Genomic DNA, 18863 nt, shown 5'->3' with positions numbered 1-18863 from the left:
TTTCTATACGGCCCGGGGATCGCGATCCGAACCCCGGAGACCCCAACCCGCCCCGCCCGACGAGCGATTCGTTCAAGACGCCACGACACCCCCCGGCCGACACTGGCCCGCATGACCGATCGCGCCTTCACCCCCGCCGCCGGCCGCCTCGGCCCCGTACGCCTCTACGACCCCATCGTCTCCCTCACCCGCGAACGCCTGTGGCGCAGCCTGCTCGCCATGCACGTGGCCCCCCGCCCCGACGACGTGATCCTCGACGTCGGCTGCGGCACCGGCTCACTGGCCGTCCTCCTCGGCCGCGTCGAACCACGCGCCCGCGTCATCGGCGTCGACCCCGACCCCAGCACCCTCGAAGTGGCCCGCCGCAAGGCCGCCGCCGCCGGCGTGACCCCCGAATGGCGGATCGGCATGGGCGACGCCGTCGCCGACCTCGTCGGCGCAGAAACGGCCGACACCGTCGTCTCCAGCCTCGTCCTCCACCAGTGCCCGATCCCCATGAAGCAGGCGATCCTCGCCTCCATGCACACGGCGCTGCGCCCCGGCGGCAAGCTGGTCATCGCCGACTTCGGGCGCCAGCGCACGGCCGCCATGCGCCTGGCGTTCCGCATCGTGCAACTCGCGGACGGCAAGGAGGACACCCAGCCCAACGCCGACGGCATCCTGCCCCGGCTGATCACCGAGGCCGGCTTCCACGGCGTGCGCGAGACCGAGACCGTCGCGACGCTCACCGGCTCGCTGTCGTTCTACGTCGCCCGCCGGGACTGAGCCGATGGGCAGGGTCGAACTCACCGCCGTGACACGGCAGTTCGGACCGGTGCCGGTCGGTCCTGGCCCGGTCCTGCCACCGCGCGCGCGTCGCGCAGCACCGGAAGAGCCACCGACGGCGTCAACCCCGTCATCTCCCGCATCTGCCGGCTGAAGTGCGCCTGGTCCGCGAAGCCGCCCGCCAGTGCCGCCTCGGCGAGCGTGCGCCCCTCGCCCAGCGCGGCGGCCGCGCGGGCCAGCCGCCGCCAGATCCGCCAGCGCGCCAGCGGCACCCCCAACTGCCGCCGCGCCAGGGCCCGCAGGCGCTGCGGCGAGAGCCCCACCCGCGCGGCCAGCCCCGGCAGCGCGACCCGATGATCCGTCAGCGCCTCCATCGCCGCCCACAGCCGCGCGTCCACCTCGGCCGACGGCAGCACCCCGGCCGCACGGAGGTCCTCCTCCGCCAGGTCCCGCCACTGGGGTGCCACGGTGACACCGTCGCCGCACTCCGCCCGCAGCCGGTCCGCGAACGCGCAGTGCGGATCGACGAAGAACGCCAGCACACCCCGGATCGGCGCCATCCGGTGCCACACCATCGGCGCCACCACCACCGCCGCACCCCGGTGGCGGACCCCGGCCCCGTCCACGATCGTCACCTCGCCCCCCGCCGTCGCGACGGCGACCTGGAACGCGGCGTGCCGATGCAACGCGCTGTCCGCCAACGGCCCCCGATACAGCGCGTACCCCGCGCCCACGACGAAGCGCCGCCCCGTCCCCTCCCGCTGCTCCACCCGCTCGATGCTGCCAGAGCACGGCATCCGCCACCCCCCGGTTCCGGCCCTACTGCCCCAACAGGCCAGCCGCGCGGGCCTTCCAGGCCAGAAACGCCGAGAACCGGACCGCGCCCAGCAGCCCGACCAGGGCGAGTACGGCCCAGAACGGGATCGCCAGCAGGCTCGGCCGGCCCGTGATCATCCGCCCGTGGTCGAGCCACACCCTGGTCTCGTGGCCGTCCGGATAGAGCTCCTCGGTCGGCCGCTCCTCGCTGAACTCCCGGCCGTCGACGCTCCAGCGGTACGTGCAGCCGTAGATGTCGCGGCCGTGGTCCTGGTCGTCCAGCCGGCGGCCCGTCGTCCGGCAGGCGGTCACGGTGGCCACCACGCTGCGCGGCTCGTGCAACCGCGTCCGCACGCCGGCGGCGGCCTGGGCCGCCGCGAACACGGAACCCAGGGCGAGCACCAGCAGCAGCACCAGCGCCACGAACGAGGCGACGTAGTCGGTGGTGGAGATCTGACGGAGCAGCGGCAGCGAGGCGCCGACGGCCGCCAGCAGGGCGACCCCGCACGCCACCAGCCACCACCGCCGATCACCCGGCAGGTCCTGCGACCCCGCCCACACCACCGGTACGGCCGCCGCCCCCAGCACCGCCACCCCCGCCACCACGCCCACGGCACACCGCCGGTGCAGCGCCCCCCACTCCACGGAAGCCTCGCGCACCACCCCGCCCCCTCTCCCCGCCCACCCCCGACCCGCCCGATCCTCCTCTCACCCGCCCCCCGACGCCGCCTCCCCGCCCAAGCGGTGACAGACCCGCGACATCGTCACACCCGCGGCCCCGCCATGATTTCCCGTTCCCGCAAGGCTATTGACTGATCATCGGGCCGATCGGATGGCGGGTTGGAGGTGGACTACAGTGCTGGGACGGTCCTGAGCCGACGATGCCTTCGAGAACGGATGCGCGCCATGGACAACCCTGCTTCCCGTACGATCGCGGTCTTCGGCGCCGGCTACATCGGCCTGGTGACCGGGGCGTGCCTGGCCGAACTCGGCCACCGCGTGGTGGTCCGCGACATCGTGCCCGCGAAGGTCGAGGCCCTGAGCCGCGGGGAGGTACCGTTCCACGAGCCTGGGCTGAGTGAGCTGGTCCTGGGCAACACGGAGCGGCTGCGCTTCACCTTGGACGCCCGGGAGGCGCTGGTCGGCGCCGAGGTGGCGTACGTGTGCGTGGACACCCCGCCCACCCCGGCCGGGGACGCCGACCTCTCGCGAGTGCACGCGGTGGTGGACGACCTCGTGTCCGCGCCGCACCTGGCCGCCGTGGTGGTCAAGAGCACCGTGCCGATCGGCACCGGCGACCGCATCCGCGAGCGGCTCGACCGCGCAGGCCTGAGCCATGTCGGCTACGCCGCCAACCCAGAGTTCACCGCCGAGGGCAAGGCGGTCTCGGACTTCCTGCATCCGGACCGGATCATCGTCGGCGCCGACGACGACGCGACGGCCGACCTCGTCGCCGACCTGCACCGGGACGTGGACGGGCCGGTGGTGCGGATGGACGTGCACTCCGCCGAACTCGCGAAGCTCACCGCGAACGCCCTGTTGATGACCCGGATCTCCTTCGCCAACGAGATCGCGACGCTCTGCGAGGTCACCGGCGCCGACATCGAGAAGGTGATGGGGGTGGTCGGCATGGACCCTCGGATCGGGCCGCACTTCCTGCGCGCCGGACTGGGCTGGGGCGGATCCTGCTTCCCCAAGGACGGCGTCGCCCTCAAACAGTTGGCATCCAACGACGGCCTGCACCTGCAACTGCTCACGGCCGTCATCGAGGTCAACAACCTCCAGCCCCGCCGCGCCCTGCAGCGGCTCAAGGACGAGCTGGGCGGGTTCGGCGGCAAGCGGGTGGTGATGCTCGGGATGGCCTTCAAGGCCGGCACGGACGACATGCGCCAGGCCCCCAGCGCGGTGGTGGCCTCACGGCTGCTCGCCGAGGGCGCCGAGGTGCGGTGCTGGGACCCGCTGGCCCGGGTCACCGAACCGGAACCGTGGGCCAGGACCACCCGGTACGACGACCCGCGGGAGGCACTGGCCGGGGCCCACGCGGCGATCGTGGTCACCGAGTGGCCGCAGCTGCGCGAGCTGGACTGGGCGGACGTCGCCGACTCGATGGCCGCGCCGGTCCTGTTCGACGGGCGGAACCTGCTGGCCCCCGCGGCGATGCGCGCGGCCGGCTTCACCTACCTGTCGGTGGGCCGCTCCTGACGGGCCCCTTGGAACGGTGCTGCCCCGACGGGAGGAACCCCGCAGGGGCAGCACCGTTCCCCTGCCCCTGCGTCCTCCGTGCGGCCGGCCCGTTCGGCGACGGTCCGGATGTGCTGGTCGAGCCGGTCCATTGCGATGCCGGGCTGTCCAGCCCGGGTGCACAGGTGGTCGACGGCGAGCAGCGCGGCGGTGGCGACGTCCAGGAGCTCGCGTTCCACGTCGGCGAGGTCGCCGACGGTGCCCTTGCGGGGGTTGGCGCCGGTGGCGCCGATCAGCGCGGCGACCGCCTCTCCCGCCTCCTCGCCGACCTTGGCGATCCTGCTCCACAGCAGGGCCTCCGCGTTGCGCCGCCGGTTGGCCGGGGAGGCGTCGATCCAGGTGGAGAGGGCGTGCAGCACGTCGCCGAGGTCCTGTTCCCCGGCACCGTCGCGGCTCACGGCCGGCCCTCGCGGGCGGCCACGGCCACGACCAGGACGTGCTCGGAGGTCCCCAGCACGCTGGGGCGGCCCTCCAACAGGCGTAGCAGGTAGAGGATCTCCTCGCGGCGGGCGGGGTCCTGCAGCATGCCGCCGATCCCGGGGATCAGTTTGGCCGGGCCCTCGACCGGGAGGCGGGCGCGCACACCGAGGCGGGCGGCGGCGGCCTCGGCGGCGAGTTCGTGCGGGTCGTGGAAGTAGGCGGTGGTCCACATCCGCGGGTCGCCGCCGGGGTTGTCGTGGCGGCCGGTACGCAGGTGGCCGACGGCCGTGTCGAGGGCGCCGGGCAGGTCGAGCTTGCCGGCGGCGAGCATCTCCCAGGCGGTGTAGTAGCGGCTGGCTCCGGCGGCGACGGCCACCCCGCCGGGGCGCAGGACGCGGGCGGCCTCCGTCCAGGCGCGGTGGCGGTCGCCGGCGTCGGGCAAGTGGTAGAGCGGGCCGAGCAGCAGCACGGCGTCGAAGGAGGCGTCCGGTTCGGGCAGGGCGCGGGCGTCGCCGACGGTCGCGGCCGCGAGCGGGCGATCGGCGGAGAGGGAGGAGGCGTCGGCTGCCTGCTGAACGTGCAGCGGGAGGGGGTCGACCAGGGTGACGTCGTGGCCGGCGGCGGCCAGGGCGAGGGCGTAGCGGCCGGGGCCGCCGCCGATGTCGAGGATCCGGGCGGGGGCGGGCGGCAGGTTCCGCTCCAGGACGTCCATGGTGCGCAGGTACTCGATCGAGCGGCGCGGGTCGGCCAGTCGTTGTTGCTCCTGGCCGAGCTGGTAGAAGTCGAGGACGGGGGGGTCGAGGACGGCGGGGTCGAGGTGCGGGTCGGGTGGGGTGGTCATGCGGGCCTCCTGCTGGTGGCGGTGAAGCCGGCGGCGGTGGCGTAGGCGGTTTGGAAGGCGTGGCGCATGCTGCGGTCGCCGGAGGTCATGGCGGGTCCGTGGGTGCGGTCGGCGACGGAGGCGACGGCACCGCCGAGGGCCGGGCTGGAGCCGATGGAGCTGACCGTCTTGACCTGCATGACCAGGTAGAGCTCGCCGGTGGCGGAGATCGGACGGCGGGTGGAGATCTGATCAGGGGTGAACAGAGAGAGGTTGTAGCTCAGCCCGTCCAGGGTCAGGCAGCGGTTGGCCAGGTCGGAGCGGCGGCGCAGCAGCTGCATCTGCCGCTCGGGCAGGTCGCGCAGCACCGTGCGCAGCCGCAGCAGCAGGGTGCGGGACTCGGCGGTGAGCCAGGGCTGGGTGGTGAGTGCGGCTTCGACGTCGGCGGTGGGGCGCAGGGCGGGCCGGTGCCAGGGGCCGGTGGGCGACTGGTCGTCGGTGAGGACGGCGCGCAGGAGGCGGTAGGCGGCGGCCGCGGTGCCGTGGAGCATGCGCAGCAGGTCCCGGAACTGCGGGGTGGTGAGGTACGCGAAGCCGGGCAGGCGGGCCTTGAGGCCGACGGGCAGGTGCTGGTCGGCGTCGCGGGCGGCGTCCGGCTCCAGGAGGCGGCACGCGGCGGGGACGCGGTCGGTGCGGATGGCGTCGAGGAGCACGTGGTGGGCGAGGTAGGCGGTGGGGTCGACCAGGGAGCGGCGCAGCGTCGGGTCGGCGACGGCGGCGAGCGGGATCGGGCGGATGGTGCGGCAGTTGCGCGGGTGCCAGGCGTTGCAGTGGATGTGCATGCGTTTGTCCCACCACTGTCCGTTGTCCCGGTCGCGGGTCGGGTCGTGGTTCCAGCCGATGCCGATCCGGCCCCGCTCCAGGCCGGAGGTGCGGACGGTGTCGGGGTCGGAGAGGTAGTCGACGAAGTCGGTGACGGCGCCGAGCAACGTGGCCAGGACGGTGTCGGGCAGTTCGCCGACGCTGGTGCGCAGGATGTCGTCGCGGCCGATCAGCAGCATCAGGTCGTACAAGGTGTGCGGGAAGGCCTTGTCGATCAGGGCGATGTGCTCGGGCTCGGTGCCGACCGGCTTCTCGCCGAGCAGGAACGGGCCGTAGTGGTCGCGGTAGGAGCCCTGGTTCTCCCGCTCGGCCGGCGGGGTGGGCAGGCGGGGCGCGATGAGGGCGGTGTTGACCGGCAGGGCCAGCGCGGCGTTGGGATAGAGGTCGTCCAGTGTCCTGGTCACGACGTTCCTCCGGTGCGCTCGGTGGCCGGTGCGCTGGTCTGGGCGGGGACGGCGACCAGGCGGGTGCGGGCGATGTCGCGGCCGGCGGCGATGCCCATCATGGCGGCCTGGGCGATGCCCTGGGCGATGCCCGCGCTGTCGCCGACGACGTACACGGGCAGGCCGGGCACGCGGCAGGTGGTGTCGATGGCGGGCTTCTCCCAGAGGAATTCGAGTTCGGGGCCGATGACGAGGACCCGGTCGTCGAGGGCGGCCTCATCGGCGCTGTGTCCGGTGTGGTCGAGGATCGCGGCCATCAGCCGGGCCAGGCCGGCGGTGAGGCTGGCGTGCTCGTCGTCGGTGAACAACGCGTCGACCCGGGCGCAGGTCAGGTCGGCGACGGAGGGCTGGAAGGGCATCGTGGCGGCGAGATCGGGCCAGGGGGTGGTGTCGGCGCGGCGGGCGCGGAACGCGCCGAGGCTCTGGGCGAAGGGGCGGCCGCCCGTCAGCTCCCGGTAGGTGGCGAGGAAGCTGTCGCGGGCCTGGCGGGCGTCGCCGCGGCCGGAGACCTGGCACAGCAGGCCGAAGTTGGCGGCCAGTGCCCGGCCGTCGGCGGGGGCGGGGCGCTCGGTGGTCTCGTGCCCGTCCAGGGTGATGACGTCCTCGCCGAAGGCGCCCTCGTAGTTGGTGAACTTGATGCGCCCGCCGTTGGGCCCGCCGCAGAAGCAGAACGTCTTGACCTTCCGGGCCCCGGCGTCGAGCTGGGTGATTTTGAGGTCCGGGTGTTCCTCGCCGATCGCGGCGAGCAGCGGGGCGGCCATCTCCAGGCGGATGCCGACCGAGATGTCCGGCTGTTCGGTCGCCACGCCGAGGGAGTGCAGCAGGCGGGTGGTGGAGGTGACGCCGCGTCGGCCGGTGGCGAGGACCAGGTGGTCGCAGGTGATGGTCCGTGCGGTGCGGTGGGTGTGGACGGTGAGCTGCAGGCCGGTGCCGGCGGGCTCGGCGGCGGTCAGTTCGCTGGTGTGCAGCAGGGCGATCCGGCCCGAGAGCTGGTCGTGGAAGCCCTCGATCACGCGTGCGAGGTCGCTCTCGCCGAGGACGGCCACCGGGTACTCGCGGATCGCCAGGTGGTGGGCGTCGAAGGCCGCCACGGCGCGGTCGGTGAGGCCGACGCCTTGCAGTGCGGGCGCGTCGGTGAGCGGTTCGGTCAGCCAGGAGAAGGCGGTGGCGCACAGGTCCTGGGCGGCGCGGGCGCCGAGGTGGTCGATCAGGCGGCGGCCGGACGGCAGGAGGCTGAGCTTGGCGCCGTCGCCGTAGTGCATGCTGCCGCCGAAGCCGGAGACGACGTTGCAGATCCCGGCGCAGCCGTTGCAGGCGAAGCCCTTGTCGACGGGGCAGGGGCGGCGCCGGTAGGAGCGGCCGGCTTCCAGGAGGAGGACGCGCAGGTCGGGGCGGCGTTCCAGGGTGGCGCGGGCGCAGGCGAGTCCGGCGGGGCCGGCGCCAGCGATGACGACGTCCCAGTGGTCGGCGGCCGGTCGGGGCTGCGGGGCCTGGGTGTGGCCGGGAAGGTGACGGTTCATCGATGGTCCTCCATCGTGGCCGTTGGGTTGGGGGGCTTCCGGGCGTGGCTCAGACTGTGATGAGCTGGCATGGAAGACGTGAACTACACCGGGTGCCGCTAAGATCACACACCGTTAGTCCTAGCTCTTAATATCGGCCTCTTGTGGCGCGTAGCCAATAGAGCTAGGACTATTTTGGGGATCGGGCTATGCCACCCCCAGTACCACCACGCCGACCGGAGAAGCCGATGGACACCCCCGCGTACCGCCAGCTCGCCGACGACCTGCGCACCGGCATCACCACCGGCCAGTACCCGCCCGGCACCACGCTCCCGAAGATCACCGACCTCGCCGCGCAGTACGGCATCTCCAAGCAGACCGCCCGCGAGGCCGTCACCCTCCTTGAAGAGGAGGGCCTGGTCGAGGTCGTTCGCCGCCGCGGCACCGTCGTGCGGGCGCTGCCCGAACGGCGCCGGCTCTCCCGCAGCCGCCAGGTCCACCGCGACGAGCGCGGCTATTTCTTCGACCCCACCGCCCAGCCCTGGATCGCGCTGCTCAAGCCGACCGTCGGCTGGGGGCCTGCGCCGCGCGACATCGGCACCGTCCTGGGTGTCCTGTCCCACGACGAGGTCCTGGTCCGCGACCGACTCATGGGCACCCCCGACACCCGGGAGCCCACCCAGATCGCCACCAGCTACCTGCCTGCCGCCGTCGCCCGCGGCACACGGCTGGCCGAGACGGACACCGGCCCCGGCGGTATCTACGACATCCTGGAGCGCGATCTCGGCCACGGCCCCCTCGCCTGGCACGAGACCATCACCTGCCGTATGCCGGCACCCGACGAGGCCGCCAGGCTCGAACTCTCCAAGGGTGTCCCGCTGCTGCGGATCGTCCGCGTCACCACCAGCCCGTCCGGAGCCGTCGTCGAGGTCAACGACACCCGGATGTCGGCGGAGAAGTTCGAGATCGGCTACCCGCTCACCCGCCACTCCGCCGCCGCATGGCCGGTGCAACACCTGGCCGATCCCACGTCGCCGTCCTCGACGGCACTGTCACCACCGACCACGCCGTCGACCTGCTCATGACCCGCACTCCCAAAGCCGAACGATAGGCAGGTGGCTGGCCGGAGATCCTCCTCCGTCCGGACCGCTTCGTCACCGCGGCCTGTCCCTGGGGTGTTCTTTGCTCCCGCTCAATTCCCGTCTCTCCCCGCCCGAGCGGTGACAGAGCCGCGACATCGTCACACCCGGGGCCCCGCCCCGATGTCACGGTTCCGCGCCGTGCCCGGTCTACCTGGTGAACAGGGCGCGGCCGACACCCGCGCCGCCCGGCTGGAGAAGAGGGACGAGCCATGGAGACCGTGACCGTGCGACGGGTCGTCGAGGCGCCGATCACCGAGGTGTTCGACTGGTGCGCCACGACCACCAACTACACCCGCTCCCCGTACGTGCTCAGGGCGCGGCTGGCCCGGCCCGGCCAGGGCGCGCCCTACGGGGTGGGCGCCGTGCGGCTGCACACCTGGCTGATCGGCCGGTTCCACGAGCGGATCACCGCCTACAACGCCCCGTACGACTTCGACTACACCGTCGACCGCAGCTTCCCGCCGGCCCGGCACGAGCTCGGCCGGATGACCTTCGAGGAGGTCCCCGAGGGCACCCTGGTGGTCTGGACGACCGGCTTCGAGCTCCCCGTCCCCCTCGTCGGCGCCGCCCTCGCCCGCCGGGTCGCCAAACCCGTCATCGCCCACGTCTTCGGCACCATCCTGGCCGCCGCCGCCACCGACCTCGAAGCCGTCCACCGGAAGGGGGCCCGTGACGCGCGCGGCCGGCGCGCGCGATGATCGGCGCATGACGATGATCAAGACGGTGGGGGCGCGGCGGGCCGCGGTACCGGCGCTGGCGGCACTGGCCGTGCTGGCGGCGGGGTGCGGCACGCAGCGGGTGGGGGAGCAGCGGGCCGACTCCTTCGGCGGGTACCCGGACCACGCGGGCTGCGAGGTGCCCTCCGGCGGCCACTGACCCGACCGGATCCGGCCCGACTCGCTTTTCAGGCAGGCGGGTTCGGCCGGTTCAGGCCGCGGTCGTAGGCGAAGATCACGGCCTGCACCCGGTCCCGGGCGCCGATCTTCGCCAGCACCCGGCTGACGTGCGTCTTGACGGTCGACTCCGCGAGCACCAGCCGCCGGGCGATCTCGCCGTTGGTCCAGCCCCGGCCGACGGCGACCAGGATCTCGCGCTCGCGCTCGGTCAGGGCGTTCAGCCGCGGGTCGTCCTCGGCTGCCGTACCGGGCGGGCGCACCGGCAGGTGGTGGGCGTAGGCGTCCAGGAGGCGCCGGGTGACGGCGGGGGCGACGACGGCGTCGCCCTCGGAGACGGCGCGGATCCCGGCGAGGAGCTCCTCCGGGCGGGCGTCCTTGAGGAGGAACCCGCTGGCGCCCGCGCGCAGCGCAGCGTGGGCGTACTCGTCGAGGTCGAAGGTGGTCAGGACCAGGATGCGCGAACGCCCGCCGGTGGCGACGATGCGGCGGGTGGCCTCGATGCCGTCCATGCCGGGCATGCGGATGTCCATGAGGACGACGTCGGGCCGCAGGTCGGCCGTCAGGCGCACGGCCTCGGCGCCGTGCGCGGCCTCGCCGACGACCTCGGTGCCGGGCTGGCTCTCCAGCAGCATCCGGAAGCCGTACCGCTGCAGGGGCTGGTCGTCGACGATGAGGACGGTGGTCACGTCAGGCTGCCTGTCGGGTCGGGGGTGAGGTCGAGGACGGCCTCCACGGTCCATCCTGCCCCGGGTCCGGGGCCGGCGGCGACGGTGCCGCCGTACAGGGCCGCGCGTTCGCGCATGCCCGTCAGGCCGTGCCCCTCCTCGCCCGCCGGCCCGCTCCGCGCGGCCCCGCCGGGCGGACCGCCGTCCTGCACCCGCACCCGCAGCCGGCCGCCCTCGGCCGCCAGCGTCACGTGCGCCCGGGTGTCGGGGCCGGCGTGCTTGAGGGTGTTGGTGAGCGCCTCCTGGACGATGCGGTAGGCCATCAGCTGCACCCCGCGGTCCAGCCGCTCCAGCTCGCCGCGCGCGGTGTACACCACCTGCGGCCCCGCGGCGCGGATGCGCGCGCACAGCCCGTCGAGGTCGGCGATGCCCGGCTGCGGGGTGAACTCGGGGCCCTGCTCGCCCTGGTCGCGCAGGACGCCGAGCATGCGCCGCAGCTCGCCCAGCGCCTGCCGGCTGGTCTCACCGATCAGCAGCAGCGCCTCCCGGCCCCGCTCGGGGGAGGCCTCGGTCGCGTACGCGCCGCCGTCGGCCAGGGTGACGATCACGGACAGGTTGTGGCCGATGATGTCGTGCATCTCCCGGGCCACCCGGGTGCGCTCGGTGGCCGTGGCCAGCCGGCTGCGCTGGTCGCGCTCGACCTCCAGGCGCGCCGCGCGCTCGCGCAGCCCGGCCAGCTGGGCCCGGCGGATGCGCACCGCGATGCCGACGGCCACGGCCGCCGTCGCCGCGCTGAACAGGAAGAACAACGCGTCCCCGACCGGCAGCCCGCCGGACAGCTCCACCGCGACCAGGGCCGCGGCGCCGACCATCGCCGCGCACGCCCAGGCCAGGTGCCGCAGGCTCCCGTGCAGGGCCAGACTGTAGAGGGCGACGAGCAGGGCGACGTCCGCGCGCAGCGCCACCCCCAGCGACCACTGCAGCACGAACACGGCCATCACCGCCGCGAACGCCGCCGTCGGCCGCCGCCGGCGCCACAGCAGCGGCACCACCAGACCCGCCTGCAGGGCCAGCATCGCCGCCACGGGCGGCCGGGTGAAGACGATCCGGTGCTCGCGCGCCCCCCACTCGCCGCCGTCGTGGATCAGGTCCGGGACGCAGAACAGCAGGAACACCGCGGCCACCACGGCGGTGTCCAGCACCCACGGGTGGTCGCGGTCCGTCTGCCGCGCCCGCTGCCCGATCCGGGCCAGACGGGCGAACACCGGGTGCCCCGACAGCGGGTCGCTCCCCGCGCCCGCGGCGGCGGTGTCGTACTCGCTCATGGCGTCACCTTCGTCCAGCTCGTCCAGCTCGTCCAGCTCGTCCAGAACGGGCCCGGTGCGGCACCCGGCGGGCCGGGTACCGCACCGGAACGTGCACGGAGTCTCTCAGGCGTCGCTGCGCACCAGACGCACGGCCGCGCCGGCCAGGGCGAGCACCGTCCACAGCAGGAAGACCACCAGCCCGGCGGCGGGCGACAGCGTGGTCGCGTCGTGGTGCAGGGCGAACATCGCCTCGCCCGCGTGGCTGGGCAGGTAGGGGCTGATGTGGTTCTGCCAGGAGGAGGGCAGCAGCGAGATCAGGCCGGGGACCAGCATCAGCGAGGCCACCAGGACGGAGATGCCGCCCGCCACCGAGCGCAGCAGCGCCCCCAGGGCGACGCCGATCACGCCCACCAGGGCGAGGTAGAGCCCGGCCCCCAGCAGGCCGCGCAGGACACCGGCGTCCGAGAAGGTCATCGCCGCGCGGGTGCCGGAGAGGATGCCGCTGTCGGCCAGGAAGGCGGTGAACACCCCGGCGGTGCCGAGCAGCAGCACGATCAGGCCGTACACCGTCGCCTTGGACCACAGCACCGGCAGGCGGCGCGGCACGGCGGCCAGGGTGGAGCGGATCATGCCGGTGGAGTACTCGCCGGCGGCGACCAGCACGCCGAGGACGCCGAGCGCCAGCTGGGCGAAGTTGGTGCCGAACAGCGACAGGCTCAGGGTGCTGGCGTCGGCGAAGTCCCCCCGGTCCATCGGGCGGCCCGAGGTGATCCTCGACTTGAACTGGAACGCGGCGATCAGGCCGAAGGCGACCAGGAACAGCAGGCCCAGGCCGAGCGTGATCCAGGTGGAACGCAGCGACCACAGCTTGGCCCACTCCGAGCGCAGCACGCGCGCGGGGGTCACCCGGTAGGCGGGGCGCGCGGGCCGCTGGGCGGCGGCCGCGGGGGTCTGGCTCGGTGCGATGGCGCTCATGCCGCGCTCCTCGGGGACTCGGCGCCGGCGCCCGTGGCGGCGGACTCGGCTGTGGTGGTGCCGTGGTACTCCACGGCGTCCCTGGTCAGGTCCATGAACGCCTCCTCCAGGGAGACCGTGCGGGTGGCGAGCTCGAACAGGGCGATGCCCTGCTCGGCGGCCCTGAGCCCGATCGTGCGCGCGGGCAGGCCGGTGACCAGCAGTTCCTCCGACCCGGCCCGTCCGGTGACCTCCACGCCCGGCCCGGCCAGCGCCGCACGCAGCCGGGCCGGATCGGCGCTGGCCACCTTCACGACGTCCCCGCCGGCCTGGCGGACCAGGTCCTGCACGGTGGTGTCGGCCAGCAGCCGGCCCCGTCCGACGATGATCAGGTGGTCCGCGACCAGGGCGACCTCGCTCATCAGGTGCGAGGACACGAAGACCGTGCGGCCCTCGGCGGCGAGCGAGGTGAGGAGGTTGCGGATCCACAGGACGCCCTCCGGGTCGAGGCCGTTGACCGGCTCGTCCAGCATCACGGTGGCGGGGTCGCCCAGCAGCGCCGCCGCGATGCCCAGCCGCTGTCCCATGCCCAGCGAGAACGCCCCGGCGCGCTTCCTGGCCACCGACTGCAGCCCGGTCAGCTCGATCACCTCCTCCACCCGGGTGCGCGGGATGCCGTGGGTGTGGGCCTGGGCCATGAGGTGGTTGAACGCGGAGCGCCCGGGGTGGATCGACTTGGCCTCCAGCAGCGCCCCGACCTCCTGCAGCGGCGCCGCGTGCGCGGCGTAGCGGCGGCCGTTGACGCGCACCGAACCGCTGGTGGGCGCGTCCAGTCCGACGATCATCCGCATGGTGGTGGACTTCCCGGCGCCGTTGGGCCCGAGGAAGCCGGTGACCGTGCCGGGGTTGACCGTGAAGTCGAGCCGGTCGACGGCGGTCTTCTCGCCGTACCGCTTCGTCAGCTGGTGCGCCTCGATCATCGCTCACCCCTACGCTCCGGGGCCGGACCGTCCCGGCCTCCCTCACACTCCACGCTAGGTGCGGCGGCGGCGCGATCCGTGGTACCCCGGACCGATCATCGGAGGGAGTGCGGTACCGCGGTACCACGCCCGGAGCGCCTGTTGCGGTTGCCCCACGACGTGTCCCGCCCCTTCACGCCTTCAGCCGCGCGGCGGCGGGGCGGTGGTCGCTGGCGGTGGCGGGCAGGGTCCACGCGGCGGTGGCGGGGAGATCCCGGGTCATGACGTGGTCGATCCGGGCCAGCGGGAAGGCCGACGGCCAGGTGAACCCGAAGCCGTCGCCGGCGGTGTCCTGCGCGGAGCTCAGCCGGCTGGTGAGCGGGCCGAGTTCGCGGTCCCCGGCGGCGGTGTTGAGGTCGCCCAGGAGCAGCACCCTGCGCAGGGGCTCCTCGTCCAGCGCCTGGCCGAGCGCGGCGAGGTTGCGGTTGCGGTGGCCGGTGGCGAAGCCGCTGACGGTGAGCCGGACGGAGGCGAGGTGGACGACGTACACGGCCAACGGCCCGCCGGGGCCCTGGACTTCGGCCCGCAGGGAGCGGCTCCAGCCGGGGTCGATGGTCAGCCGCCGCGAGTCCGTCACCGGGTAGCGGCTCCACAGCGCGACGGTGCCGGTGCGGGCGTGGTGCGGCAGTTCGGGGTCCAGCACCCGCTGGTAGGCGGGCAACGCGGCGTCGGTGACCTCCTCCAGGGCGATCAGGTCGGGGTGGGCGGCGAGCAGCGAGCGGGCGGTGCCGTCCGGGTCCGGGTTCTCCGCGCTCACGTTGTGGGTGACCACGGTGAGGCCGGCGCCGCCGCCCGGCGCCGGGCCGCCACCGAGGAGCAGCGGCCCGAACACGGCGGCCCACACCACGGCCGGCACCAGCGCGGCGCAGGCCGGCGCGGGCGCGCGGCGCACCGCGGCGGCGAGCAGCACGGCCGGCACCACGAGGCCGGCCCAGGGCAGGGCGCTCTCCCACAGGCTCCCCAGGTTGACGCCCAGGCCCGGCACCTTCCGGTGGCCGGCCAGGGCGAGGGCGGTGAGCAGGGCGAGGGCGGCAGGTGTGCGGCCGCGCCGCCACGGACCGGCCGGCCGGCGCCGCCTGTGCGCGGGTCGCGCGGCCGCCGCCGGGGCTGCGGCGACCGCCGCCGGGGCGACGCCCGCCGGGCCCGCCGAAGGGGCGACGGTCGCCGCCGGACGCGGAGCGCCGGGGGAGGAGCTGTGCGGACGCCGCCCGGGGCGCGGGGCGAGGTTTTCGTGCGGTCGGGTCATGGTCGGGGTTCCTGGAGGATCGGGGTTCCCGGAGGAAGGCGGCGGGGGAGAGCGGCGGGCAAGGCCGTTACCCGGCGGCGTCGGGAAGCTGGGCCGGGCAGGTCCCGCCGGGCTCGGTCCGCAGCTCGAAGTGCCAGATCTCGTTGGCGTACACCTGGCAGAGCCCGTACCGGGCACCGTGCTGGATCAGCCAGTAGTCGGCGTTGGTCGGGCCCAGGTCCACCGCCTTGCCCGAGACGTGCGCCGACTTCTCCGGCGTGTTCACGAAGCGCCTGGCCTGCTCCAGGCTCCCGTACTTGGTCACCGCCCGGTCGAGCAGCTGCTGCTGGTACCCCTTGCTGCGCCAGCCGGAGGTGACGGTCATCTCGATGCCCTGGGCCCGCGCGTCACCGGCGGCCTGCCGGACGGCCTCCAGCAGCGGCCCGTCCAGGTTGCGCACCGCCGGCGCCTCGGTGTCGAACGGGCTCAGCTTCGTGCCGTCGGGTATGGCGCCGTCCGCCCCCGCGGTGCCGGTGGAGGGGGAGGGGGAGAACGGCGTGACGGTGGCCGCCAGGGTCCGCAGCACCGACTCGGCCGCCGGCGGATCGGCCGCGCAGGCACCGGCCAGCGCCAGCACCGTCACCGCCCCGGCGCCCGCGACCACCCGCTGCCGCGCCGTCCTGGCCGTCCCACCCGTCCGGTCCGTCCCGTCCATCCCTGCCTCCCGGCGTGCTCGTCACGTCGCCGCTGCGGGGAACCGCGGCGGCGACACCATTGGAGGAAGCACGGTGTTACCGGGACGTCTGCACTTACCGATACGTTTTCGATAGGCCCGTTCGTGTCCAATGGACACCACGGCCCAGACCCCGCCCGACAGCGGAGCGGGCACGGCACACGGAACACGAGCGGGACGGGAGAACGGCGCGTGCGGGTCCTGGTGGTGGAGGACGAGATCTACCTCGCCGAGGCGGTCCAGGCCGGACTGCGGCTGGAGGCGATCGCCTGCGACATCGTCACCGACGGCGACGCCGCCCTCGAACGCCTCGCCGTCCACACCTACGACGTCGTCGTCCTGGACCGCGACATCCCCGGCACCCACGGCGACGACGTCTGCCGCAGCATCGTCGAGCACCGCCTGGGCTGCCGCGTCCTCATGCTCACCGCCGCCGCCCGCCTCAACGAGAAGGTCGCCGGCTTCGAACTCGGCGCCGACGACTACCTGACCAAACCCTTCGACCTCGCCGAACTCGTCGTCCGCCTGCGCTCCCTGGCCCGCCGCCCCGCCCAGGCCGCACCGCCCGTCCTCGAGTACGCCGGACTGCGCCTGGACCCCTTCCGCCGCGAGGTCTACCGGGACGGGCGCTACGTCGCCCTCTCCCGCAAGCAGTTCGCCGTCCTGGAAGTCCTGATGACCGCACGCGGCGGCGTCATCAGCGCCGAGAACCTCCTTGAACGCGCCTGGGACGAGAACGCCGACCCCTTCACCAACGCCGTCCGCATCACCATCTCCGGCCTGCGCAAACGACTCGGCGAACCCTGGGTGATCCAGACCGTCCCCGGCGTCGGCTACCGCCTCACCGACGGCGCCCCCGCGTGAACCACCCGCCCCGCACCCGTACCAGCGGCTCCGGCACCCGTCCCGGCCCACGACCGCGCCGCCTGACCGCCCGGATGCGGCTCACCCTCAGCTACACCCTCTTCGCCGTCGTCACCGGCGTCCTCTCCCTCGCCGTGGTCTACGTCGGCATGCGCTACATCCCCAACTACCCGCTGACCTCCTCCAACCCCCGCGACCGCGTCTCCGCCCCCTCCCGCCAGGAGATCCTGCAGTCCCTGCTCACCACCTCCGGCTACGCCCTGGCCCTGCTCACCGTCGTCGGCATGATCGGCGGCTGGCTGATCGCCGGCCGCGTCCTGCGCCCCCTCCAGGACATCACCGGCGCCGCCCACCGCGCCGCGAGCGGAGCACTCGAACACCGCATCGCCCTGGCCGGCCCCCGGGACGAGTTCACCGAGCTGTCCGACGCCTTCGACGAGATGCTGGAACGCCTCCAGCGCTCCTTCGACGCCCAGCAGCGCTTCGCCGCCAACGCCTCCCACGAACTGCGCACCCCCCTGGCGATCACCCGCACCATGCTCCAGGTCGCCGCCGCCGACCCGGACGGCCAGGACTGGGCCACCCTCGTCGCCCGCCTCCAGGACACCAACCAGCGCGGCATCGAGATCAGCGAAGCCCTCCTCCAGCTCGCCGACCTCGGCAACCTGCCACCCGAACTCGAACCCCTCGACCTCGCCCACACCACCCGGGACGCCCTCGCCGCCGTCCAGGAGGAGGCCGCCGCCCTGGGCGTCACCCTCACCGCCGACTGCCGGCCCGCCCCCACCACCGGCAACCCGGTCCTGCTGCGCCAGGCCGCCGTCAACCTGCTGCAGAACGCGCTGCGCCACAACCTGCCCACCGGCGGGTCCGCCACCGTCACCACCGGAGCCGACCCCGACCACCCCGGCCGCGTCCACCTCACCGTCACCAACACCGGCCTCCGCCTCGCCCCCGAGACCGTCCCCACCCTCACCGAACCCTTCCTCCGGGGCCGCGGCCGCACCGCCCAGACCGACCCCGCCCGCCGCGGCCACGGCCTCGGCCTGGCCATCGTCGCCGCCATCACCGACACCCACCACGGCGAACTGCGCCTCACCCCCGGCCCCGCCGGCGGCCTGCGCGCCACCCTCAGCCTGCCCGGCCGCTGAGCCCACCCCCGAGCCGCCTGCCGAGCCGCCCCCTCACCCGGCCGGCTGGCCGGGGCGCCCCGGGACCCACAGCGGCACCGGGGCGCCGCAGTCCATGTACCGGGCCGCGTCCTGCGCCAGCCACCCGTTGACCCGGTCCGGGTCGTCCTCGCTCAGCTCCACCAGCGCGGCGGCGGCGATCCGGGCGCAGGACAGCATCAGCGCGAGGGTGTCCTGGCGGCGGTGCCGCTCCCGGACGTACGCCTCACCCCGCTCGTCGATGCGCCGGCCGTGGCACTCCCGATCCGCCGCCGAAGCCCGCCCGCCATCCGCGGTGAGCGCCTGGACGCCGTGCCAGACCAGGGCGAGCGCCGCGGGTTCGGCCGGGTGCGTCACACCCTCCCGGCCCGCCTGCTCCCGCGCCTCCGCCGACCGCCCGCCCAGCCACTCCAGCACCGCCGGACCGTCCCCCGCCCGCGACCGCAGGACCAGCTCCGCGGCCCGGAACGCCAGCGCCCGCAGCACCTCCCCCGCCGGCACCCGCAGCCCCGGCGCCGACGACTCGCCGAACGCCAGCCACGCGTCCGCGAACGACGCCGCCCGCATCCGCCCCAGCCACGCCGGCGCCCCCGCCGCCCCGCCCAACCACTCGTCCGTACCAAGACGAACCAGACCCGCGGCAGCAAGCTGCGCCGCATCCCCGTCCAGTCCGAGCAGCCGTCCACTCCTCAACGCGCACCCCCGTCGGCGTCATCAACCCGTGCCGGCACATCCCACCACACCAGGACGCGGACGAACTAGACAGGGTCCCGACAAAAGTCCGGGACGGCTGCCGGCGGCCCGGTCGGCCCGGGACCGGCGGAAGCCGCGTACCCGGCCCACCCGGCCCGACCTGCTCCGCACCGGTCGGGGCCCGCCGCCCACCCCGGCCTGGGCGGGGGGGCCCCCCCCCCGGGGGGGGGGGCGGGGCGGGGGGGGGGGGCGCCCCCCGGCGGCCGGTGGGTGTGGCCCCCCCCCCCCGGCGAGGCCGGGCGGCCGCCCG

20 protein-coding genes are annotated in these 18863 nt (G+C 74.5%); 7 read left to right on the top strand and 13 right to left on the bottom strand.

Annotation, left to right across the window (positions count from 1 at the left end; genetic code table 11):
* The first annotated feature begins 111 nt into the window (after nucleotides 1-111).
* Nucleotides 112-765 (top strand): class I SAM-dependent methyltransferase, encoded by a 654-nt coding sequence (locus ACIO5E_RS15555; protein WP_400667584.1) that lies wholly within the window; start codon nucleotides 112-114, stop codon nucleotides 763-765.
* A gap of 20 nt (nucleotides 766-785) precedes the next feature.
* Here ACIO5E_RS15555 and ACIO5E_RS15550 read toward each other — a convergent pair whose 3' ends face one another.
* Nucleotides 786-1535, bottom strand: a complete 750-nt coding sequence (locus tag ACIO5E_RS15550) for a helix-turn-helix domain-containing protein (protein WP_400667583.1) — start codon at nucleotides 1533-1535, stop codon at nucleotides 786-788.
* A gap of 49 nt (nucleotides 1536-1584) precedes the next feature.
* A complete protein-coding gene (locus ACIO5E_RS15545; RefSeq protein WP_400667581.1) occupies nucleotides 1585-2241 on the bottom strand; it encodes a hypothetical protein in 657 nt (218 codons plus the stop codon).
* Nucleotides 2242-2487: 246 nt separating this feature from the next.
* Here ACIO5E_RS15545 and ACIO5E_RS15540 point away from each other — a divergent pair, with 246 nt between their 5' ends.
* Nucleotides 2488-3783 (top strand): UDP-glucose dehydrogenase family protein, encoded by a 1296-nt coding sequence (locus ACIO5E_RS15540; RefSeq protein WP_400667580.1) that lies wholly within the window; start codon nucleotides 2488-2490, stop codon nucleotides 3781-3783.
* Here ACIO5E_RS15540 and ACIO5E_RS15535 read toward each other — a convergent pair.
* Genes ACIO5E_RS15535 through ACIO5E_RS15520 form a run of 4 tightly spaced genes read right to left on the bottom strand, consistent with a single transcriptional unit; the run spans nucleotide 3759 to nucleotide 7907 of the window.
* The gene (locus ACIO5E_RS15535) at nucleotides 3759-4220 is read right to left on the bottom strand and encodes a MazG-like family protein (protein WP_400667578.1); all 462 of its coding nucleotides are present in this window, start codon (nucleotides 4218-4220) and stop codon (nucleotides 3759-3761) included. The two genes, ACIO5E_RS15540 and ACIO5E_RS15535, sit on opposite strands and share 25 nt — an antisense overlap.
* Nucleotides 4217-5083, bottom strand: coding sequence for a class I SAM-dependent methyltransferase (locus ACIO5E_RS15530; RefSeq protein ID WP_400667576.1), 867 nt, complete (start codon nucleotides 5081-5083; stop codon nucleotides 4217-4219). The genes ACIO5E_RS15535 and ACIO5E_RS15530 overlap by 4 nt, the downstream gene beginning before the upstream one ends.
* On the bottom strand, nucleotides 5080-6348 hold the full coding sequence (locus tag ACIO5E_RS15525; RefSeq protein WP_400667574.1) for a hypothetical protein: 1269 nt from the start codon (nucleotides 6346-6348) through the stop codon (nucleotides 5080-5082). The genes ACIO5E_RS15530 and ACIO5E_RS15525 overlap by 4 nt, the downstream gene beginning before the upstream one ends.
* On the bottom strand, nucleotides 6345-7907 hold the full coding sequence (locus tag ACIO5E_RS15520; protein WP_400667572.1) for a DNA polymerase subunit beta: 1563 nt from the start codon (nucleotides 7905-7907) through the stop codon (nucleotides 6345-6347). Before ACIO5E_RS15520 ends, ACIO5E_RS15525 begins: the two co-directional genes overlap by 4 nt.
* A 227-nt stretch (nucleotides 7908-8134) precedes the next feature.
* On the opposite strand from ACIO5E_RS15520, the gene ACIO5E_RS15515 reads away from it, so the two are divergent.
* The 3 genes from ACIO5E_RS15515 to ACIO5E_RS15505 all read left to right on the top strand — a co-directional run bounded on the left by ACIO5E_RS15515 (nucleotide 8135) and on the right by ACIO5E_RS15505 (nucleotide 9904).
* Nucleotides 8135-8971: a GntR family transcriptional regulator gene (locus tag ACIO5E_RS15515; protein ID WP_400667570.1), complete on the top strand. Its 837-nt coding sequence runs from the start codon at nucleotides 8135-8137 to the stop codon at nucleotides 8969-8971.
* A 266-nt stretch (nucleotides 8972-9237) separates the two neighbouring features.
* Nucleotides 9238-9726: an SRPBCC family protein gene (locus ACIO5E_RS15510; RefSeq protein ID WP_400667568.1), complete on the top strand. Its 489-nt coding sequence runs from the start codon at nucleotides 9238-9240 to the stop codon at nucleotides 9724-9726.
* A gap of 7 nt (nucleotides 9727-9733) precedes the next feature.
* Complete coding sequence (locus tag ACIO5E_RS15505) at nucleotides 9734-9904, top strand: hypothetical protein (protein ID WP_400667566.1); 171 nt, start codon at nucleotides 9734-9736, stop codon at nucleotides 9902-9904.
* A 28-nt stretch (nucleotides 9905-9932) separates the two neighbouring features.
* Here ACIO5E_RS15505 and ACIO5E_RS15500 read toward each other — a convergent pair whose 3' ends face one another.
* The 6 genes from ACIO5E_RS15500 to ACIO5E_RS15475 all read right to left on the bottom strand — a co-directional run bounded on the left by ACIO5E_RS15500 (nucleotide 9933) and on the right by ACIO5E_RS15475 (nucleotide 15809).
* The gene (locus ACIO5E_RS15500; RefSeq protein WP_400667564.1) at nucleotides 9933-10610 is read right to left on the bottom strand and encodes a response regulator; all 678 of its coding nucleotides are present in this window, start codon (nucleotides 10608-10610) and stop codon (nucleotides 9933-9935) included.
* On the bottom strand, nucleotides 10607-11914 hold the full coding sequence (locus ACIO5E_RS15495) for a sensor histidine kinase (protein ID WP_400667562.1): 1308 nt from the start codon (nucleotides 11912-11914) through the stop codon (nucleotides 10607-10609). Before ACIO5E_RS15495 ends, ACIO5E_RS15500 begins: the two co-directional genes overlap by 4 nt.
* Nucleotides 11915-12019: 105 nt before the next feature.
* A complete protein-coding gene (locus ACIO5E_RS15490; protein ID WP_400667560.1) occupies nucleotides 12020-12871 on the bottom strand; it encodes an ABC transporter permease in 852 nt (283 codons plus the stop codon).
* Nucleotides 12868-13830: an ABC transporter ATP-binding protein gene (locus tag ACIO5E_RS15485; protein ID WP_400667558.1), complete on the bottom strand. Its 963-nt coding sequence runs from the start codon at nucleotides 13828-13830 to the stop codon at nucleotides 12868-12870. The genes ACIO5E_RS15490 and ACIO5E_RS15485 overlap by 4 nt, the downstream gene beginning before the upstream one ends.
* Nucleotides 13831-14002: 172 nt before the next feature.
* A complete protein-coding gene (locus tag ACIO5E_RS15480) occupies nucleotides 14003-15115 on the bottom strand; it encodes an endonuclease/exonuclease/phosphatase family protein (RefSeq protein ID WP_400667556.1) in 1113 nt (370 codons plus the stop codon).
* A 67-nt stretch (nucleotides 15116-15182) separates the two neighbouring features.
* A complete protein-coding gene (locus tag ACIO5E_RS15475; RefSeq protein WP_400667554.1) occupies nucleotides 15183-15809 on the bottom strand; it encodes a M15 family metallopeptidase in 627 nt (208 codons plus the stop codon).
* Between the two features lie 210 nt (nucleotides 15810-16019).
* On the opposite strand from ACIO5E_RS15475, the gene ACIO5E_RS15470 reads away from it, so the two are divergent.
* The gene (locus tag ACIO5E_RS15470; RefSeq protein WP_400667552.1) at nucleotides 16020-16691 is read left to right on the top strand and encodes a response regulator transcription factor; all 672 of its coding nucleotides are present in this window, start codon (nucleotides 16020-16022) and stop codon (nucleotides 16689-16691) included.
* Complete coding sequence (locus tag ACIO5E_RS15465) at nucleotides 16688-17842, top strand: sensor histidine kinase (protein ID WP_400667550.1); 1155 nt, start codon at nucleotides 16688-16690, stop codon at nucleotides 17840-17842. The genes ACIO5E_RS15470 and ACIO5E_RS15465 overlap by 4 nt, the downstream gene beginning before the upstream one ends.
* A 33-nt stretch (nucleotides 17843-17875) precedes the next feature.
* Here ACIO5E_RS15465 and ACIO5E_RS15460 read toward each other — a convergent pair whose 3' ends face one another.
* Complete coding sequence (locus ACIO5E_RS15460) at nucleotides 17876-18427, bottom strand: hypothetical protein (RefSeq protein ID WP_400667548.1); 552 nt, start codon at nucleotides 18425-18427, stop codon at nucleotides 17876-17878.
* Nucleotides 18428-18863: the final 436 nt, after the last annotated feature.

Origin of the sequence: Kitasatospora sp. NPDC087314, from assembly GCF_044744365.1 — a bacterium.
Lineage (GTDB): Bacteria > Actinomycetota > Actinomycetes > Streptomycetales > Streptomycetaceae > Kitasatospora.
The sequence above is the reverse complement of the archived record's forward strand: the minus strand, read 5'-3'. Positions and strand labels throughout refer to the sequence as shown.

Coding starts and splice junctions, on each gene's coding strand:
- ACIO5E_RS15555 (WP_400667584.1), top strand. CDS start 112: ATGACCGATCGCGCCTTCACCCCCGCCGCCGGCCGCCTCGGCCCCGTA.
- ACIO5E_RS15540 (WP_400667580.1), top strand. CDS start 2,488: ATGGACAACCCTGCTTCCCGTACGATCGCGGTCTTCGGCGCCGGCTAC.
- ACIO5E_RS15530 (WP_400667576.1), bottom strand. CDS start 5,083: ATGACCACCCCACCCGACCCGCACCTCGACCCCGCCGTCCTCGACCCC.
- ACIO5E_RS15520 (WP_400667572.1), bottom strand. CDS start 7,907: ATGAACCGTCACCTTCCCGGCCACACCCAGGCCCCGCAGCCCCGACCG.
- ACIO5E_RS15515 (WP_400667570.1), top strand. CDS start 8,135: ATGGACACCCCCGCGTACCGCCAGCTCGCCGACGACCTGCGCACCGGC.
- ACIO5E_RS15510 (WP_400667568.1), top strand. CDS start 9,238: ATGGAGACCGTGACCGTGCGACGGGTCGTCGAGGCGCCGATCACCGAG.
- ACIO5E_RS15505 (WP_400667566.1), top strand. CDS start 9,734: ATGACGATGATCAAGACGGTGGGGGCGCGGCGGGCCGCGGTACCGGCG.
- ACIO5E_RS15495 (WP_400667562.1), bottom strand. CDS start 11,914: ATGAGCGAGTACGACACCGCCGCCGCGGGCGCGGGGAGCGACCCGCTG.
- ACIO5E_RS15490 (WP_400667560.1), bottom strand. CDS start 12,871: ATGAGCGCCATCGCACCGAGCCAGACCCCCGCGGCCGCCGCCCAGCGG.
- ACIO5E_RS15485 (WP_400667558.1), bottom strand. CDS start 13,830: ATGATCGAGGCGCACCAGCTGACGAAGCGGTACGGCGAGAAGACCGCC.
- ACIO5E_RS15480 (WP_400667556.1), bottom strand. CDS start 15,115: ATGACCCGACCGCACGAAAACCTCGCCCCGCGCCCCGGGCGGCGTCCG.
- ACIO5E_RS15475 (WP_400667554.1), bottom strand. CDS start 15,809: ATGGACGGGACGGACCGGACGGGTGGGACGGCCAGGACGGCGCGGCAG.
- ACIO5E_RS15460 (WP_400667548.1), bottom strand. CDS start 18,427: ATGCGGGCGGCGTCGTTCGCGGACGCGTGGCTGGCGTTCGGCGAGTCG.